Source organism: Microbulbifer variabilis, from assembly GCF_052467165.1.
The window spans coordinates 425,631-445,965 of the sequence record NZ_CP174301.1 but is presented as its reverse complement, the minus strand read 5'-3'; the positions used below and the strand labels follow the sequence as shown (position 1 = coordinate 445,965).

Below are 20,335 nucleotides of genomic sequence, written 5' to 3'. Positions count from 1 at the left end.
CCGGGTCTTGCTTGGGCACGGAAAACCTATATCAATTGAACACACAATTTACCAGGTCAGGGTTCCAGCGGGCCTGCGGAACATATTCTGAATACTGGAGAAGTCGAGCTGTTGATTTTCTTCACTCGCCCCGTGAAGCTGATACAGGTTTTTGGCCAGCGCTCCCATAGGCGTAGAAGAGGCGCTGGTGGAGGCCGCATCCATTGCGAGCCCCAGGTCTTTCAACATTAGCGCTACACTAAAGCCACCTGCATACCCCTTTGCTGAAGGTACATTTTCCATGGCGCCAGGATAGGGGTTGTAATTGGAGAGCGACCAATTATTGCCTGAACTCTCCTGCATAATCTCACTGAGGACCCTGGGGTCCAAACCTTTATCCACACCCAACTGTAAAGCCTCTGCAGTGCCGGTCATATGAATCGCCAACAGCAGATTGTTACAGATTTTGGCTACCTGCCCCGCACCAGCCCCACCCGCATGAAATATTTTCTTTCCCATAGCCTCTAGAACTGGCCGGGCCGAATTCACAACTACCTCATCGCCACCGCACATAAAGCACAGTGAGCCAGCTGCCGCTGCCGCAGTCCCACCGGAGACAGGTGCGTCAATCGCACGTAATCCTCGCTCATGCGCAGCGCTACTCACAGTAGAGGCATCTTCCGCGGATATCGTTGAGCAATCGATAACCAGGGTGCCAACCGGAAGTTGTTGCAAAAGGCCCTGATCACCGAGGTAGAGCCCTTTGACAGCCTCACCACTGGGTAACATCGAAATCACAACATCCGCACCTTCAGCGGCCTGAAGTGCTGTATCACAAGGAATACAGCCATCCTTATGGGCTTGAACCAATGCCGCGGAATTTAAATCGAAAGCAGCTACTCTGAAGCCTGCCTTTGCCAAATTGGCAGCCATAGGGCCACCCATATTACCCAGACCAAAAAAGGCTATTTTTTCCATAAAAGCCACTCCGTGTTTTGTTGTTTATATTCCGGGCATAAAGCGGCCAGGACGCTTGTAACAGGCTTTCTACAAATCTATCAACGGATGATCGCTATCCCAGGGACCCACAAAGCAATCTGCCACTTGCTGAGAATTCATTTCCCCTAGGGATGCCGGTTGCCATTTAGGTGCGCGATCCTTATCAATCAACAGGGCACGTACCCCCTCCTTAAAGTGTCCGCTAGCGCAAAGATTAACTGCCAGATTCAACTCCATACGGAAAACATCGGCAAGAGACAAATGGCGTGCCCTGCGCAACTGCTCCCACACTATCCAGGGTGTTAATGGCGAGCCTCCCGCCAGGGTAGCAGCAGCGCGCTGTAACCATTTATCCACTCCCTGATACGTAGTGACAGCCGCACAGACCTCCGGCAGAGTCGAGAAATCCGTGAGCTGTTGAATTTGATCATAATGCTCGCGCAACGCCGATTCCGGCCGCTGCAGAGGAGATAGTTCGAGCCCTTTAAGGCAATCACCCACCAGCTGATGATTCACGGTGCAATCCGCAACAAAATCCAGCACCGATAGGGACTGTAAAACCGACTCACGCTGGTCTTGGGCAATAATTCGGTCCGCCATCCCTGCAAACAGGGCGTCGGCACCATTAAACTGGGCACCGGACAGGCCGAGGAAAAGCCCTAGACGACCGGGCATACGATTAAGGAACCAGCTCCCCCCCACATCGGGAAACAGGCCAATGGTAATTTCCGGCATCGCCATTCGCGTAGTTTCAGTCACAATGCGATGGCTCGCACCAGCCATAATGCCGATACCGCCTCCCATCACAATACCCCCACCCCAGACCACTATCGGCTTGGCATAAGTGTGTATCTTGTAATCCAAACGATATTCACGGGAGAAAAAATCAGTGGTATAGCGATAATCCGGCACTTCACCATAAGATGTCGACTGCTGATATAGCGCCACTACATCACCACCGGCACAGAGGGCCTTATCGCCACGGCCCTCAATCCAAACCGCCGCTATATCATCGTCTTCAGCCCAGGCGTCCAACTGGGTGGACAGCAGATCAATCATCTGCAGATTCAAGGCATTCAGTGCCTTGGGCAGGTTTAGGGTCGCGACCGCCAATGCGCCGCGCCGGGAAAACAATACCGGGGAATCCTGATCCATTGTTATCCGTCTTATTGCTCTTGTACTAGTTAGCGTCGCAGTTAAGCACATATCAGATTCGACGTCAGCCACACGCGAGTACAGCGGTGACAGGTACTAAGGTGCAGTTGCACTTTTTACGCAAACTGATAAGTTGCGCGCAAAATCTGAGCGATTGCAACACCCAGTTACGGAACCCCAAATGGCTGAATACGTATACACCATGAACCGGGTGGGCAAAGTAGTGCCCCCCAAACGCGAAATTCTGAAGGACATCTCCCTGTCTTTCTTCCCCGGCGCCAAAATCGGCGTACTCGGCCTCAACGGCGCCGGTAAATCCACCTTATTGCGCATTATGGCGGGGGTCGACCAGGACTTTAACGGTGAAGCCCGCGCCATGCCGGGTATTAAAGTCGGCTACCTGCCCCAGGAACCGCAACTCGATGCCAGCAAGACCGTGCGCGGCAACGTAGAAGACGGTGTACGCGAAGCCATCGACGCTCTCGCCGGCCTGGAACAGGTCTACGCCGATTACGCCGAGCCCGATGCGGACTTCGATGCCCTGGCTAAGAAACAGCAACAGTTCGAAGATATTATCCAGGCCTGGGACGCCCACAACCTGGAGCACCGCCTGGAAGTCGCCGCAGACGCCTTGCGCCTGCCGCCCTGGGATGCAGACGTCAACAACCTGTCCGGCGGTGAGAAGCGCCGTGTGGCCCTGTGCCGACTGTTGCTGTCCCGCCCGGATATGCTGCTGCTTGACGAGCCCACCAACCACCTGGATGCGGAATCCGTGTTCTGGCTGGAGCGCTTTCTGCACGACTTCACCGGCACTGTGGTAGCCATCACCCACGATCGCTACTTCCTCGACAATGTTGCCGGCTGGATTCTGGAGCTGGACCGCGGCCACGGCATCCCCTGGGAAGGTAACTACACCACTTGGCTGGAACAGAAAGAAAAACGCCTGGAGCAGGAGCAGCGCGGCGAACAGGCGCGCGCCAAAGCCATGCAAAAGGAACTCGAGTGGGCCCGCCAAAATCCCAAGGGCCGCCAGTCCAAGAACAAAGCCCGTCTGTCCCGCCTGGAAGAAATGCAGTCTCAGGACTTCCAGGCCCGCAACGAGACCAACGAAATCTACATTCCGCCCGGTGAGCGTCTCGGCGATAATGTGATTGAGTTTAAAGAGGTGAGCAAAGGCTTCGGCGAGCGCCTGCTAATCGACAATCTGTCTTTCCGCGTGCCCAAGGGCGCGATTGTGGGTATCGTCGGCGGTAACGGTGCCGGTAAGTCCACCCTGTTCCGTATGATCAGCGGCACCGAGCAGCCGGACTCCGGCGAAATCAAAATCGGTGAAACCGTCAAGGTCGCTTACGTTGAGCAGGGCCGTGAGAATCTGGACGACAGCAAGACCGTATGGGAAGCCATCTCAGACGGCCACGATATGCTCAAGATCAACAGCTATGAAGTGGGTTCACGCAACTATGTTGGCCGCTTTAACTTCAAGGGCAGCGACCAGCAAAAACGCGTAGGCGAACTCTCCGGTGGTGAGCGCGGACGCCTGCACCTGGCCTACACCCTAAAGCAGGGCGCCAACGTACTGCTGTTGGACGAACCCTCCAATGATCTGGATATCGAAACCCTGCGCGCCCTGGAAGAAGCTCTGCTCAACTTCCCCGGCTGCGCCCTGGTAATCTCGCATGATCGCTGGTTCCTAGACCGCGTCGCCACCCATATCCTCGCCTATGAGGGTGAGAGTGAAGCGGTCTTCTTCGAAGGTAACTACACCGAGTACCACGAAGACTTTGTGCAGCGCAAAGGTGAGGATGCAACACCTCATCGGATGCATTATAAAAAGCTTAAGACTTGAGAATAAAAAAGCCCGCTTCTGCGGGCTTTTTTAATTCACATACAAGAAGTGCAACATATACTCAAGTAAAATAAAATTCTGGCCATACATCAACAAATATAGGCGCCTTATTTGGTGACTAACCGCTCATGAGAAGATATATAAACCTTGCCTTATTCATATTGTCGACCTCTAAATAAGATTTAAACATTGTCAACTCTATAATTCTGTTTAAAGTACTATTAGTTAGCTAAAATTATGGCTCAACCGCCAACTCTAACATACGCATGATATTGAGAAAGCATTACCAGCCTAAAATAAAAATCCGACCATTTAATCAAAAAAACCTTACAATTCTGTACTTTTTATATCAGCTCAAGATATATATAAGATTTGGACACATCTGATCCAGCACCCAAAAAGATAACCGAAATTATATTTTTAAAATGTAAAATTACTGGAATGTTACTATCTTTCCCAGAAATAAATAAAAACTTACAAACCACCTTACCAAATTAGTAACCACCACACCCTTGAAAAACCAACTCATATAAAAAGAACCAGTTTCCCACTTATTGTTCACTGAGAATAAACCAATACATTTAACACTAAACGAATCATACTTACACTTTCAATACTATTTTGAAGTTTCAAGATAGAATAAAAAACTCTAGAAAATAACCTCTCATATATAAACAAGTCATGATCTGAGAGATAACGAGAGTTTGTCAATCTAGTGCTAATTAGATAAGCTCGATAATATTTTGGCTGCCCCCTTTATGAGCCCTCATAAAATAAAGGTAAGGATGACACCAAGATTATTAGAAAAAACTCTTTGAGATTAACCGAACCTAAAAATTTACCTTTAATTAAAATTTAATGTAGAGTCAGCAGAAACACCAAGAGAAAGACCTTGTCGGCAAGAAAATATGGTTAATATATAAAAACTGCAATAAATCCAAAAATTATATTGGCGACCGAAGGAACTTCAACGAGTATTCAGTCGCATCGGCAAGCTAAACGCCATGAAGAAACACTTAATTCAAAGTGCATTGATCACTTAGGTCTAACTTAGAATTAAGACATCTTTAAAAGTCATCCACAAAGTCAGAAACCTAGACTAGAGATGTTGTGACAGCACTGTGATGCCACTGAACACACCAAAAAGCCTGAACATAAGTCTCATATGGCAAACTTTAATTTGAACCGCAGTTACTTCCCTAATTGGGAGGGGGCTCTGGTATAGCCTCAGGACCAGCTTGGATATCAGTTTCAAAAAGCATTATTATACTCCATCTAGGAATTGACATTAAATTACAATTGGTTAGAGGCATAACCATGTACCGATACACAAATGGTACGGACCGAAAGCTAAGCCTCTAACCCTAAAACTGCTAAATATTCTAAACCTGATCTGTTGGCGGCTCTGGACTTGCCTCTGGACCAGCTTTTATATCTGTCTGACTATGCATATCATATCTCCTTTTACTCTTTAATTTGTCAAAGTTGCCATCATTCATTACTGAATAATGGACTATAGCAAGCTTAACTCGAATTTAGCTTTTTAGGCCAATGTTAATCGATAATTATGGGTGAGCGATCACAACTAATGTATTCGAATATTTTTTTATACAGTTTATCACTTTACGTAAGTTACCAGGATCTAGAGCAGCCAAGCTTTCATCCAGTATAACCAGCTCGGCATCCTGTAACAAAGCTCGAGCAATAAACAACCGACTCATCTCCCCATGTGACAACTTCCATCCCATCTCTCCTACGGTCTGCAGTATCCCCGCAGGCATTTTATTTAACAGGGGAGTCAGGCCCAACTCATCACAAACTGCATAGGCCTTTCGCAAACTCTCTTGCGTTGGTGGCCACTCATTCCCCATCAACAAATTAAATAGGAACGAGTCACCAAGTACATGATTTTCATGGAACTGAGGGGAGGAAGCTACGATTCGACGCCATTCATTCAAACCAAAACTGGCTCTATCGTACCCATTTAATAACATCAGTCCGTCACTTGGCTCATGGATACCTGTAATAATATTCGCTAAAGTAGATTTGCCTGACCCTGAAGCGCCTTGCAGTAATATACGATCCCCAGAATATATATTCAGTGTACATCCGGCCAGTATTGACCTGCCTTTTCCAGAATAGCTGAAACACAAATCCTTCATGGAAATGAAAGGTTGATTAGCTGTAAGCGTTTTCACACCATTTGCTTGCACGGTCCGAAACAAAGTGTGTGGTTGTGGTATTTCAAGGGCAAATAGCTTTCGTACGTTTTCCCAAGCTAAAAGGGCACTCAGAGCACTGGTGAAACCACTCATACATTTAAGCACTGCACGGTAGCCGAGTAGCACACCACCAAAGGCCACTGCTAGCTGAGCACTACTCACATCACCACTAATGAATACCGGTAACAATCCTACTACCCCAAATAAGAGCCACATGCGCGGTAAAAGAGCTACTAAGCGCACCATGGTACTATCTACGTCTGTAGAAGCTTGCAGGTAATTACTCAGCTCCCGATCTTCACCACGATGCCAATCCACCGGAGCTTGCTGGGCAAGGCGAGTGCGGTGACCCAACATCTTTTCAATTAAGCGATCTGTCATTGATAGCCGCTGGACAACCCAGCTGCGACGACTTTGGTACTGGGCACTCCCCAGGACAATCGCCACAATGAAAAACAAAGGCAAAAGTAATAGATATATATGCCCTCCTGCACCTATCAACAATACAAAGACAGCCATAAGTAGCTCTGTAGCCCCTAACACCAAAAGGAAACTTCCCTGTAACGCGTTAGACTCAATATTTTCTGCATCATAAACACGCCCTAATACTTGGCCAGTGCCCATATGGCGCAAACGGTCTGGGTTGATACGCAGGGCGCTAGCAAGTAATCGTCGTTTTAGGAGTGCTCCGCTTTCTATCGATATAGAACCGCGTAGATGTAAGGTAAACAATGACAGAGGAACTTGAGAAGCCATCAACAATATCCAGGCAACAAGCCAGCCCGTATCGATATAGCCACCCAATACGGCACGTCCAATGACCCACCAGCTAGCCAAGAAAAAAACCATTTGTGTTGCGTGGCAGGCCAGCATGCCTAAAAATTGCCAGTGCTGGCTTCGCAAGCGTAACTGTTTCCAAACAGAGCGATGTGCAGGCTGGCGCAGTAACCAGCAACCTTCAATGCGCACCCCTGCCAGATTCTCTTTAAGTAGAGCCTCGGTCGCACGCGCGCGTCGTCGCTCCCCAATATTAATACCATCAAGTAAACGCGCTATACGCTCACGCTGGAAGGTCACTTGTCTATGACTGAACTGGGCCTCCACCTGACTAAGAGAATTTTGAACCACTTGCAACGTTGGGGTAAGTAAACGCAATTGACGGCGATTCCCCCCACATAAGGCGGCAAAATACTCATCCTCACCAAAATTTAAGCGAACCAATGCAGGTGAAGCCTGTAACAACATCTGGCTCAACTCGCTATAACTACAACTAACTTGCTCGACCTGTATATCTAGAGCTTCCGCACTCGCTTGTAGACGAGTGTTCGTGTCCAACTCATTATCTGTTGAAGAGTAATCCAGTATTTCCGGCTCCAATCCACAATGCCGGGCTAACGCCTGTAAGGCAGAATCTAGTTGAGAGGCAGGCCAACAACGGGAGCGGAGTTTGTCGCTTGAAATTTCAGAATTCATGGACCACCTCCGCGGACTGCCTTTCTTTTGGCTGTATCGGCTCCTCATTCTTAATGGGCCTTTCTACCTCTGACAGGCTTCCTGCAGCCATGCGCAAGTAGCGCCAATCACTACTCTGCCAACACTCTTCCCATGCCTTTTGTTCAGAAACTACTAACCGCGCATAGTGGGAATCCCTACGGGATTTCAGCTTTTTAGGTGCGCCGTCCTCTATAATACGCCCATCCTTTACTACCAGCACACGGGGAAAATCCTGCGTCTCAGAAATATCGTGGGTAATGCAGATCAAAGTGGTATCTTTCCAAATTTGTCGCACACGCCCAAGAAGTCGCTGACGCTGTTCACGATCCAAACCTCGAAAAGGCTCATCCAAGATTACGCAACAGGGGTTTTCCTTTCCCAGGGCTCGCCCCAGGCGTACGCGTTGGCCTTCTCCACCGCTAACAAGTGCACCACTTTCGCCAAGGGTACTTTGTAATCCATCTGACAGCGAAGCCACTAGCTTGAGTAGATCCGACTGCTCAAGAATTGGATACAAGGATTTATTAGGGCTGTTGCCGTAATTCAGGTTATCAAGGAGGCTACTATTCCAAAGCTGGATAGCGGGGTCTACCCAAGTACAATGCATGCGAAATTGAGCCAGAAGCTGGCCTTGCAGTTTCAAGCCATTCAAGAGCAACTGTCCACTGGAAGGTTTATGCCACCCTAACAAAAGGCCAGCAAGACTGGACTTTCCCGCGCCGGACTCACCAACGATAGCGACATGTTCTCCTGGAACAATATTCAGGTTAATACTATCAAGAATGGTGCGACCGCTGACCTGGACATTGACATTTTCGAAGCAGAAATGTGCCGGTTGCGTCAGGCAAAAGCTCTCTTCTTTATCATTATCATCCGTTACTCCCTCCTCTGTTTTATCATTAACCGCCAGTAAAGGTTCCAAGGCGCGCAGTAAAGTATTTCGCTGTCTTGGATACTCCCGCATTAATACGGCAATATCTTCTCCCAGAGGTGGAAGGGCTAAAACCCAATAAATCAATAGCAATAGATCAGGGCTCGCTCCACGAACTTGGATGTAGTAAGCCACCAGGGTACAGACAAGTACACAATTTATAATCATCTGCACCGCCTGGCTGTTTAATTGCAAATGCAGAGAAAGATAACTGGACTTCACCCACTCGGTAAGTAAGCTCCCATGCTCTTTGCGCACTGACTCGGCAGCACCATGAGTTCGAATCGGAACAAGCCCTAAGAGCGCATCCATATAAAATCGCGCTAAGGCACCCGCATGTGTCTGGACACGCATGTGATGATCGTTAAGTAAAGGCTGGAACACAAGGGGAATCAATACCTGGACAGCGACCATCAGAATTACAAGCGGCGCAGCAGTCGGCGCAATCCATATAATTCCAGCAGCCGTAGCAAACAAAGAAACTACTTTAAAAAGAATACCACCTCCCAGCACAGGGAGTTCTCGTAATGCACTAATACGGTGACTGCGCTCGGCAGTATCTGAAGTTGGGCGACTCTGAAAAAAGTGATCCGGGATACGCGGCAATGCTGTGAGAAAACGCATACGAAAACGGTTTTCCAAGTGCCTCCCAATCATCAGTTGAATCTTTGCTGCAGGATACTGAATGAGAACTACAGTCAACATAAAACCCAGCAATAGCACCACAGTACCCGTCCGCTGTATTTCAGTACCCAGCTCACTATGGATATCGATCAGCCCCCGAAAGAGCAACGCTTCGGCCATTAAGCCAAATACGGCTCCCATCATCGCCAGGATAACTATGAGTGGAGCGAGTAAGCCATCATCCCGCAACATTCCAAACAGCTCCTGCAATGGACGAACAGGAGGCTCCTCTAAAGCTCTGGATAAGTTCTCAGAGCTTGGTTTCACTTCAGCATCTTTACGTAAGCCTTTAACACTTACTATTACTGCACCGCTGAACTCCAATTGTTCTGGAAACTGTTCGAAAGGTGTATTTAAGTCAGTACCAGGTGGACAATGAGGACGGGCACACCAATAACTCTCTGGCACCAAATTAAAAGCATCAGCAGAGCTTTCAGAAAATTCATCCACCAGCTTTTGTAGTATCCCACTAACTTCGCTTCCTCTGCGTAATGCCCCAGAGGACACCAGGGCGGTCATCATACGGACAGATGCATCAAGAAACGCTAAAGGTAGCCAACTGTCTGACTTCAGTGCAAACTGACAAAACTTCGCACAGAGTGATTCGGAAATTTTTAAGCGAACTATTCTTGTGCGAAGGGGATTCATAAAGTCATCTCCTCCCGCCCAGGCGCGCCACCCCTGGGGGGGAACACGCATAGTATGAATATGCAATTCTTCGAGGAAGCGATGAACATTGGGCCAACGTCGGCCACTGGCTGGGTCCATTACCTGTATAACACTACCGTGATTACGCCAGGCAACAACAAAATGAGTATTCCCATTAGGTAAACGCACAACCACCAGCCCAGGTAAATAACCAGGAATATCCATTAGCAAGTGGTCTTTTGGTACGACCATTTGAGCCGCATCTAATCCTAATTCAACAGCAATTTTTTCCAGCGTATTTATAGAAGTACCATCCACATCGGTCTGGCAAGCATCGCGCAAGTGGCCATAGTGGACATTGACTCCAAACCCCTCCAACAGGCTTTTCAGAGATGCCGGACCACAGTCCATATTAGATGTCTGTACAATTTCAGGTACTAGCCAGCGGATTTTCTGCCTCACTGAGAAAACCTCGCATTGTTTAGCTTACTATCTGGCTCCCCTGTCAACATATCTCCAACTCGCTGTAGTAGCAGTTGATAAGGAGTTTTTATCCCGGTAGCAACTTCTACTCTCGCGGGCAGGTCATGCATTAATGGTAGTTGTTGGGGCACTTCGCCTTGAAGAGATAGCTCGACCAAAATTCGATCTCCATGAACAGCACTGGCAACCCTCTCTACACGAGCATGAAGCTGCCCATAGCGCGCCCAGGAAAAACCATCTAGTTTAACCCGGGCACTTTGCCCTTCACGAATATGCCCTAAAGCCATGGCCGGAGGAAAAAAGGCTTGCACGCTAATCATGCCTTTTGCTTGCATTGTGGCAATCTGTTGGCCAGCAACCAGAACCTCTCCCTCACGAATATCCGCTAAAGAAGCGAGCTTACCCGAAATTGGAGCACGTAACTGTTGCTCATCCACAGCCAAGTTACTCCGCTGTATGCGGGTATCCACCTCTGCAAGCTTACTTTGAATATCCGCCCGACGCTGCTTTAACTCACTAAGAGCAAGTTGATATTCACTGGCAATTTCCTCAGACCGATCAACGGTCGCCTCAATTTGGGCTTCTGAAGCCAGAGTTGCCATAGCCATTTGCTGGTAAGTTCGCTGTGCTGCCAAATAATCCAATTCAGAGCTTTGCTGTTTTTTCAATAATCGCTCATAACGATCTGCCACATCAGCCTGTATCCTCTGATTACTTATCTGAAGTTGGTGCTGCTGGCGAATGAGTTTTAACTGCCCGTTGAGAGCTTTATTATCTTTTTCAAACTTTTTATCCAGAAGGGTTTGTTCCCGCCCGATCGCCTCCAGCTGTATTGCAAGGCTCTGGGAAATTTTATTATTCCCATCCAAATCAAGATCATACGCAGCAGTATCAAGCTGTACCAATATATCTCCCCTTTTGAGGATATCCCCCAGAGAAGCCTGGATAGACACTACTCTCCCTGTTCTTTGGGTGCTCACATGTACGGTATTTTGCTCCTGCTCAAGCCTGGCTTGATCACTAACGCTGTATGTAGTGATATCTTTTGTCAGAAACCAAACTATCCAAGCCACCATCAGCGATATACCAAGAGCTGTAGCCCATGCTAACGAGTAAAAAGTATCCGCAGAGATAGATCGAGTTGTATTAATGAAGGGGGTTGGCAATGCGATTCACCTAATTTGTACCAACTATGGCCAGTACTATTTATATTTCACCTTTATATGCGTACAGCCTTTGGCTGTTTATCGCGGAACCAAATCTAAATGCCCTATAACAGATAGTCAAATTCGATAAATATTAAACTATCCAACTAACTTATCGCTGTCTTTCTTGCCTATATGATCAAAAATCCAACATTGAACAAAAATAAATTCACATTTATCAAATAGTAAAATTCTAAAAATTTCTTATAGAGACGACCTACTGAAGAACTGTTATTAAAGTTAGAAATTAAAAAACATAACTTACTTTTATATTTTTAATCTAAAGCAGCCTATTAAAACCTAACCTTACAGTCATTTTCCTAACTTGTATGCCGCTCCCCTACTCGAACAACTTCTCCCCAACCAATACATAAATGAAATCGATAGAACAGAAAAACACGTATATTTTTTACACCTCACTAAATTAATCGTCATGGAATCTTTAGGGCAAAAAAACCTATGCGTTAGTACACGGACTATTCCTTGGTGGCTGGTGTTGGTGGCGGGTTGCCCAAAGGCTGGTCGCAACTTGACACCGCACCTTCAGCTCCACCCCGACAGGTTTGGATGAAAAGCACCGTCTAATCCACCCCGGCATTGGTATCGAAACTTTTATTGAATATATAGTCAGCGTCATTGAATGGGAGGAGCTTGACAATATCATCTTGGTTGGCCGTAGCTTTGCCTGTATTACTGGTACAGCTGAGGCAGACAGAGTCAGGAAGCGCATAAAAAGCTAATCTACCTAGATGCAGCAGTTGCCCATAATGGGCACTGCTTCTATGAACAGTGACCAGATCCGAACCAGGCTATGAGGCTGGCCCAAGCTAAGCTGGCAAGGGGTACTGAGTGTTTCCTAACCATACCTGCCCAGTCATTTAATATTATAAAACCCAAGGATATAGCCTGGGTTGAGCGCAACCTGACTCCCCATCCGGTAAAAATCTATCTTAACCCAATACATCTAAGTAAGCCGGAAAGATCTGGGCTGCCTATATGTTACTTGTACAAATCCTGTACACTCCTCTCGCGCACAAAGTCGAACATGGGCAAAAAGCTGGCTGGCTGGCTGGCTGGCTGGCTGGCTGGCTGGCTGGCTGGCTGGCTGGCTGGCTGGCTGGCAAATGATAGAAATCACCACAGCCATAGCGCCCCTATTACTAATCCTGACATTGTTAGCAGTCTTTTACTAAGCCTATAGCCATGCTTTATTAACACCTATATTCTCACCTGTTCGATACCCTCTTCTTTTTCCAGAGAGCGCCAAAGCAGCATTCAAGGTCAACAGCTATAATGTAATCAGCTGAGATTTTCATATTGAGAATTATTGAGAAATGTATCTATCGGCTAGCCAGTCATGAAGTTATATCAGCCTTATATCAGCTTAAAGCATCTAATCAACATCACCCTTTCTGGTAGAAGCACATGCCCAGCTGCAAGATATTTATAGAGTCCTCAAAACTGGTTCCAGATTCTGTGCCAGCCATATTTAATGAAATTCTTATCGAGGGGCTTGAAGCCAAAGGAGAGCATGCAGTTACAGCGGTGGTTGAATCAAATTATGTAGAACCCGCTGGCTGTTATATCGAAATAATATGCAGTAAAAAGCCTGCACGCACACATGAAATATTGCAAAAACTCTCTATCCGGATTGATGAAACAGCAAGAAGGATTTTTCAAATCGAAGATCCTATCACAGTAAGAATTTTATTGTTTGATGAAGACTTAATGTCGGGAATCAACTAACATTTTGACAACAAAAATAACTATTAGAAAAATTAACAATCAGCCAAAACTATAAATAGTAACACCAGAGGCCGCCTCCTCTTCAGCTGAAGACAGCCCCTACTAAAAATACTCCTCTTATTTTAAAAGCGCGCACTTGCTCCAAAACGTAAGTAACGAGGAGTTTGATAAACCTGATTGATACCCCAATTCGGATCAGCAATCCCTGGACTCAATTCGGCAAATTCATATACTTCAGTCTCAGCATCTGCATCCAGAAGGTTAAAAATTTCAGCTCTTAATTCTAGATCAGCTAAACCAATTCGAGTAGTATAAACCAATGATAAATCTATTTGTTTAACCCAACTAGTTCGTCCACTACTGCCACGCTCTGCTTTTATCAAATTACCATTGGAATCCGTAAGATAATAAGTATCCCCATAGGAAGGAGTTCCATTAGGATGCCCCGCACCAAAAGAGTTAATAGGTCGCCCTGATTGCCAAAGTAGATTGCCCCCTAAAAGTAGGCTTTCCATTATTTGATAATTACCATATATTTTAAACTTATGGGTACGATCATTAGGAAGAAAGCCATCGGCTCCATCCATTAACTCAGGGAAATCGAAGTCTTGAGTTATTCCCGCATCATCTTGTGCATTATCTGACTTTACATAACCCTCAGTATTCCCCTTACTTTCAGACCAGGTATAGCTCGCACTGATTCCCCAGACCCCATCAAATCCTCGCTTGGTCGAGACCTCCAACTCTTTATATTTTCGTTTTGCCTCAGGGTAAGCTAATAGCTCTGCAGGGAAAGTTGTCATCTCCAGCTCGCCAGTTCCGTACCTATCATAAGGTATAGTAATATCATTACCTGGATTAGCTAGTACATATCCATGAGCATCTCCAGTATGCTCATAACCCAGTGCATCAACAGCATGATCAATACTCACATCATCAATATGGGATTTCAAATCACGGTAGGTGGCCTTTAACCCAACAGTCCAATCACTGTTTAAAACCTTTTCATAACCAAAAATAATTTCATCCTGATACATCGGCTCTAGATCCCGATCCGATAGCTGCGCGCTATCAGGAACTTCGCCACTGGAAGTTATCTGAGTGGAGCCTATTTCTTCAGAGAGAGGGATACCATCGGTACCTACATTAGATGGAGCAACAGTGACGGGGTCATAATCCCCATCAAATATAAAGTAGCGCTGTATCCCTAATTCACCACCAGACAAACGCACATTGGTATTTGAGGCAATCGGCATAAAGTACCGCCCCCAATTACCAAACAAACGAGATTCACCATCGCCAAAGGGGTCCCAAGATAAGCTTAGCCTGGGCGCCCACTGATCATCAATTTCAATAAATACATCCCCCTCACCGTTATAATTAGAAAAGGTCTCATTGCGAAGCCCTGCACTTATAGTAAGGGTGTCAGTGATATCCCAAGTATCCTCAATGTAAAATGCTTTAGACTCCACTTCAAAGTCACCTGACACTTCCCCCAGGCGATATCGAACAATGTGGACATCTGATCCATCCCCATGAATATCGGGAACGATCCCCCCATTTGATAGTTCTGCACTTGGCGTAAAAGTATAATATCTATAGTAGACACCTCCATCTGCTCGCAACCCAGTACCCGAATAAGTTTCTGCAGAACTTGAGGAGTTATTTTCTTGATCATAACCAAATCGTAAGGTGTGATCCCCTAAGACCCATTCAAAATCTATACGATCAGCAACGCGCTCATCACCACCAGTTTGAGGCCTGGCACTAGCCTCACAGCCAGGAAATGTAGAAGAATTCCCCGGTATTGCTCCATCACTTGTATCAACAACATATGGGCATTCTGTATCGGTAGTGCTCGTAGTGGTTAGGGAATATTCATTCTCACCATGGAGAAGTGATACACTAAAGTTATCAGTTATTTGCCCGTCGTATCGAACAAGCCAGTTTTCTCCTCCTCGCTCATCCCATACTGTACCTTTATATCCTTGATCATCCTTATTGTAAGGGTCATAGTTTAATTGCCTGTTCTCTCTGGTGCGCTCATCTGAGAAATGTACGTAGGAAAATATATGATTATCAGTAATATTCCAGGTTAAATTTACTCCCCAGAAATCATCACCAATCTCTCTATCGTTGAAAGTACCCGGATCAGCCCTTGTTGTAAATTCTTCAATCGTTTCCTGCTGCTCATATAAGGCATAGAAAAATAGTTTATCAGGAACTATCGGCCCACTGACATAATAGTCAGTCGTATATCTTGATTTTTCGTTTTCGGAATTTAAATCATAAAGAGTGCCATCAGTGGATATTGTATTAGGACTAGTTGAGCGAAGGTCCACAGGCTCGTAATAAGCAACCACTCCATATTCAAATTCATTACCTCCCCTTTTAGTAACAGCATTCAGTACCCCACCAAGTGAACGACCAAATTCAGCGCTATATCCCCCAGTTTTTATTTGAAACTGATCATAAAATTCAAAGGGTACTGAAGAACCACCAAGTCCATTTCGGAAATTTGTAACATTGAGACCATCAATATAATATGCATTTTCCCCTACAGAGGCGCCACCAAAAGAAATCAGATCCTTATCTTCCCCAAAGCCGGAATCCCCCAGAACTGTCCCAGGCGCCAACAAAGCTACCGATTCAATGTTACGAGCAACAGGCAGCATCTCTATATCAGCCAACCCAATATTAAGTGAGGATTCCGCTGTTCCCCTACGTATTTGCGGAGCTACCTCCCCAAAGACTACAACCTCTTCAAGATCACCCAGTGACAAAGGTATATCCAAGCTGGCCGAACTACCAATCGAGACTAAAACCTTCTCAATAACCGTAGGTTGGTAACCACGTTTTTGCACCGTAACTTTATAGGCCCCACTGGGAAGGTTAACTCTGAAATCCCCATTCACCCCAGTAGATATTGTTCTTTTAAATCCATTCTTCTCATTTTCGATAATAATGGTGGCGTCAGTTATCTCAGCTCCATTATGTCCTAAAATTGAACCATCAATCGTTCCATTAACATTTCCTGCAGCTATGGCTTGGCTGCCCAAAATCGACAGGCTAATAGATGCAGCTACTATTGTCTTCTTGAATAAGGTCATAAAGCCACCCTTTTTATTGTCAGTTTATTTATAATTTATCGGCTTTTATATCAGGCTCAAAATATCTACCCCGCTACCACAGCCTCCAACATCAAACCAAGTAGACGTTCCACTCCTTCTAAACAACCAGTTATAAACTCATCCGACCCGTAGAAACCCTAAAATGGGATCAAAAGCAAACGTTCACTTTGAAGAGACTGAGACACACATTATTCCTTCATATTTTGTAAAACAATCTCTTTAGCTCTGCATTTGTTACAAATCAGAGAGAATCACGCCAAGAACGTGCTAACCACTCGATAACCAAAAAAAATAGATAACTGAAAATGTAATTTGTCCCAGAAAATTAAAAAGATTCTGGAATTTATAAGTTTGATATGGAAACCCTATCAATCACCACAAATAAAAAATGATTATTTCTTATCAAATTCAAAAAAATTTATTATTTGCATCAAAATCAATACATTACTGGCAAGGTTGCTTACACAATATCTTCTTATTCAAAACCCAAATTTGATTTTGCAATCAAAGGATATATATCTTGACCAAGGCTGATGAAAATAAAAAATTCTGCGGTAGGGTTAAAGTGATGAAGAGGCAAGATAAGAGGACGAGAAACCCGCCCTCTTGAAATATATTATTTGCGCAAGAACTCCAACATCCACTTGGCAACGACATTCTCATGGATATCATTTTGTAAAGAAGCCTGCCCCTTCTGCACAACTTCTTCGCCGAAAGCTTTCCGGCGCAACTCCATCAAGCTATTGGAATAGGGCTTTGTAAACTCTGGGTGAGCCTGAAAGCTGAGCATGTGGTCATCCACTTGCAACATAGCCATAGGGCAAAACTCGCTGGAAGCCAGCACACGGCCGCCCGGGGGAAGCGCTTCAACTTGATCCTGGTGGGTAACCAACAAACTAAAGTTATTCAGCGGCTCAGACATCCAGGAGGGAGTTTCCTGCATCTCATAAGTATGCACTCCCAATCCCCAACCTTTGTCAGACTTGCGGGTTCTTCCTCCCAGAGCCTGAGCAATCAGCTGGTGTCCAAAGCAAATGCCAATAGTGGGCTTCTTTACATCGTGTAACTTGCGCACAAATTGCATCAGCGGCGGAATCCACTCTTTATCATCATAAACACCGGTTTTACTACCAGTGATCAGATATGCATCTACTTCATCTATCTGCTCCGGGTATTGGCCGTGCTGTACCTCGTAGGTAGCGAACTCCAACCCTGAATCCTGACTGCGCAATAGCTCGGCAAACATCTCCGGATACTCGCCGAATTCGCCCACCAGCTCCTTGCGCACATCGTCGGTCTTTAACACTCCAATTTTCATTATTTCACCGCTGAGTTGACTGCTGAGTGTTGGGATTATGGCATATTCAAGAATGACAGGTCTCTTAAGCTGACCTGTTAAAAGACTGTCACAAACTCACAGTTTTGGTGACCGAAATAGAAGTGCCGTTTCTTTAAAACACCCTCCCCAGTGTATATCTGACTGGTGATTACCGATCCACCCGTAGGGAACATTCCCCCCTCAGGCATTCTTACCCAAAGGACTTTTGTGTATGATCGCGCCTTAGCACATTTTTCAGCCAATTATTCGGCTAACGGACGCTCCAGAGGCAATTAGGAGCAGCCGACACCAAAATGATTGAGGACAAACAATGACCACAACGACCTCCCCCAGCGATCAGCAGGATAGTTCGCCTGGGCGCAAGACGGCCTTTACTCGCTTCCTAGATGTAGTGGAGTGGCTTGGTAATCTGCTTCCCCACCCCATTACCCTGTTTGCACTTTTTGCCGTTGGGGTGGTAGTGCTCAGTGGCATAGCTTCCTACTTTGGCCTGTCCGTCGCCGATCCCCGCCCTGTGGGCGCAGCTGGCCGTGACCCAGATGGAGTCATTGAAGTCTTCAACTTGATGAGCGGTGACGGCCTTAGGATGATCGTCACCAGCCTGGTGAAAAATTTCACCGGCTTTGCCCCTCTTGGAACAGTATTGGTCGCTCTTCTCGGAGTAGGGATAGCTGAGCATTCGGGCCTGCTGAGTGCCGCAGTACGCGGCTTGGTACTGCAGGCTTCCAAGCGCACTGTCACAGTGATCGTGGTCTTCGCCGGTATTATCTCTAACACCGCCTCAGAACTCGGATATGTTGTGCTGATCCCTCTGGCAGCCATGATCTTCCACTCCCTGGGCCGTCATCCCCTGGCGGGTTTGGCTGCTGCTTTTGCCGGCGTCTCTGGTGGTTACAGCGCCAACCTGTTACTGGGCACTGTGGACCCACTACTCTCAGGCATAACAGAATCAGCGGCCCATATGATTGACCCGACCTACAGCGTCGGTCCGGAAGTAAACTGGTTCTTTATGATCGTCAGTACTTTCCTGATTACCCTTGTCGGCAGCTGGGTCACAATGGCAATCGTAGAACCCAAGCTGGGTAAGTATGACCCAAATGAAGCTTCGGTAGATTTAAGCCAGGACAAGCTGGGCACTTTGACCGATGACGAGAAACGGGGACTTAAATACGCGGGTCTCGCTGTCTTGGCCGTTTCCGCTCTATTTGCTCTTTCTGTTGTACCTGAGTGGGGAGTTCTGCGTAACCCGGAAACCGGCTTGGTAGCCGGCTCCCCATTCCTGAAAGGTATTGTATCCCTGATCCTCGTCTTCTTCGCCATCCCTGGCTTTGTTTACGGCAAAGTGGTTGGCACCATGAAGAATGACCGCGATGTGATCGATGCCATGGCCAAGAGCATGAATAGCATGGGCATGTATATCGTGCTGGTGTTCTTCGCAGCGCAATTTGTTGCCTTCTTTAAAGTCACCAATCTCGGTACTATCTTTGCTGTACTGGGCGCCGACGCTCTACAGAGCATTGGCCTGACCGGGCCACTGCTGTTCCTGTTCTTCATCATGATGTGCGGTTTTGTAAATCTGATGCTCGGTAGCGCATCTGCCCAATGGGCTGTAACCGCCCCGATCTTTGTACCCATGTTGATGCTGCTCGGTTATGCCCCCGAAGTTATTCAAGCGGCCTATCGTATCGGTGACTCTGTGACAAATGTGATTACGCCAATGATGAGCTACTTTGGCCTAATCATCACCTTCGCCGCCCGCTACAAAAAAGACCTAGGCATGGGCACCTTGATCGCCACTATGATCCCCTACTCTATTTTCTTCTTTATCGGTTGGACTGCCCTCTTCTACATTTGGGTTTTTGCCCTGGGCCTCCCTGTTGGTCCAGGAGCCGCAACCTATTACGGCGGCTAAACCATACACTCCAGAGCCCGCCCTATGCGGGCTCTTTTTTTTACAACCCTTTGTCCTAATCCTAACTACAGCCACCAAAGAAAGTACGTATGTCCCAATTTCGGGCAGGCAAGGCTTCTTGCAGAGAACATATTTAACGAAAACCGATTTCTGACAAATTTTTCTGAAAAACTATTATTCCCAATCGCTTAGTCGCCATAAAACAAAAAATGCATTTATAAGAATTTAAGGAATTTTTTTCTTAAATGACCAAGCATACGGGTATTTTTTTTCTTTAGGCGACAAGGTTTAAATCCACATATCGATTAACAGTCTTCAAAAGACCTAAAAAAAACAAGTAATATAGATACTTGTAATAACGTTAAGCGGAGATCAATACGCGGATTATCGCCACCAGCGCCTTGCCCTGATCGAACTATCATTCACTATCCGCTCAGGATGAGCACCATGGTTGTGCCCTGCACTGACCTTATTCTTATAAGGCAGTGACTGTTATTGCCCATCCATCCATTGACATATCCGGACGTCAAAACAGAGCAGACTTCCGCCGACAAGATTGTC

At 46.4% G+C, this 20,335-nt stretch carries 11 protein-coding genes; 4 read left to right on the top strand and 7 right to left on the bottom strand.

Going from position 1 to position 20,335, the window contains the following annotated elements; translation table 11 throughout:
* Positions 1-48: 48 nt before the first annotated feature.
* Positions 49-957 carry a 3-hydroxyisobutyrate dehydrogenase gene (gene mmsB, locus ACJJIP_RS01940; protein WP_282952405.1) on the bottom strand — a complete coding sequence of 303 codons (909 nt, stop codon included), beginning with the start codon at positions 955-957 and terminating at the stop codon, positions 49-51.
* A gap of 69 nt (positions 958-1,026) precedes the next feature.
* Complete coding sequence (locus tag ACJJIP_RS01935; protein WP_353375643.1) at positions 1,027-2,133, bottom strand: enoyl-CoA hydratase/isomerase family protein; 1,107 nt, start codon at positions 2,131-2,133, stop codon at positions 1,027-1,029.
* A 181-nt stretch (positions 2,134-2,314) separates the two neighbouring features.
* On the opposite strand from ACJJIP_RS01935, the gene ettA reads away from it, so the two are divergent.
* Positions 2,315-3,979: an energy-dependent translational throttle protein EttA gene (ettA, locus tag ACJJIP_RS01930; protein WP_020414493.1), complete on the top strand. Its 1,665-nt coding sequence runs from the start codon at positions 2,315-2,317 to the stop codon at positions 3,977-3,979.
* Positions 3,980-5,544: 1,565 nt separating this feature from the next.
* On the opposite strand, the gene ACJJIP_RS01925 is transcribed toward ettA, so the two are convergent.
* Genes ACJJIP_RS01925 through ACJJIP_RS01915 form a run of 3 tightly spaced genes read right to left on the bottom strand, consistent with a single transcriptional unit; the run spans position 5,545 to position 11,517 of the window.
* Positions 5,545-7,674 (bottom strand): ATP-binding cassette domain-containing protein, encoded by a 2,130-nt coding sequence (locus ACJJIP_RS01925; RefSeq protein ID WP_444946123.1) that lies wholly within the window; start codon positions 7,672-7,674, stop codon positions 5,545-5,547.
* On the bottom strand, positions 7,664-10,420 hold the full coding sequence (locus tag ACJJIP_RS01920; RefSeq protein ID WP_444946122.1) for an ATP-binding cassette domain-containing protein: 2,757 nt from the start codon (positions 10,418-10,420) through the stop codon (positions 7,664-7,666). Before ACJJIP_RS01920 ends, ACJJIP_RS01925 begins: the two co-directional genes overlap by 11 nt.
* Positions 10,417-11,517, bottom strand: coding sequence for an HlyD family secretion protein (locus ACJJIP_RS01915; RefSeq protein WP_444946121.1), 1,101 nt, complete (start codon positions 11,515-11,517; stop codon positions 10,417-10,419). Before ACJJIP_RS01915 ends, ACJJIP_RS01920 begins: the two co-directional genes overlap by 4 nt.
* 1,125 nt (positions 11,518-12,642) lie before the next feature.
* Between ACJJIP_RS01915 and ACJJIP_RS01910 the strand changes: the two genes are divergently transcribed.
* Together ACJJIP_RS01910 and ACJJIP_RS01905 are read left to right on the top strand one after the other, a co-directional pair.
* Complete coding sequence (locus tag ACJJIP_RS01910; RefSeq protein ID WP_444946120.1) at positions 12,643-12,774, top strand: hypothetical protein; 132 nt, start codon at positions 12,643-12,645, stop codon at positions 12,772-12,774.
* Positions 12,775-13,071: 297 nt separating this feature from the next.
* Complete coding sequence (locus ACJJIP_RS01905) at positions 13,072-13,392, top strand: hypothetical protein (protein WP_444946119.1); 321 nt, start codon at positions 13,072-13,074, stop codon at positions 13,390-13,392.
* Between the two features lie 122 nt (positions 13,393-13,514).
* Here ACJJIP_RS01905 and ACJJIP_RS01900 read toward each other — a convergent pair whose 3' ends face one another.
* Positions 13,515-16,502: a TonB-dependent receptor gene (locus tag ACJJIP_RS01900; RefSeq protein ID WP_444946118.1), complete on the bottom strand. Its 2,988-nt coding sequence runs from the start codon at positions 16,500-16,502 to the stop codon at positions 13,515-13,517.
* Positions 16,503-17,139: 637 nt separating this feature from the next.
* On the bottom strand, positions 17,140-17,841 hold the full coding sequence (locus tag ACJJIP_RS01895; protein ID WP_444946117.1) for a glutamine amidotransferase-related protein: 702 nt from the start codon (positions 17,839-17,841) through the stop codon (positions 17,140-17,142).
* Between the two features lie 331 nt (positions 17,842-18,172).
* Between ACJJIP_RS01895 and ACJJIP_RS01890 the strand changes: the two genes are divergently transcribed.
* The gene (locus ACJJIP_RS01890) at positions 18,173-19,774 is read left to right on the top strand and encodes an AbgT family transporter (protein ID WP_020414484.1); all 1,602 of its coding nucleotides are present in this window, start codon (positions 18,173-18,175) and stop codon (positions 19,772-19,774) included.
* Positions 19,775-20,335 lie beyond the last annotated feature (561 nt).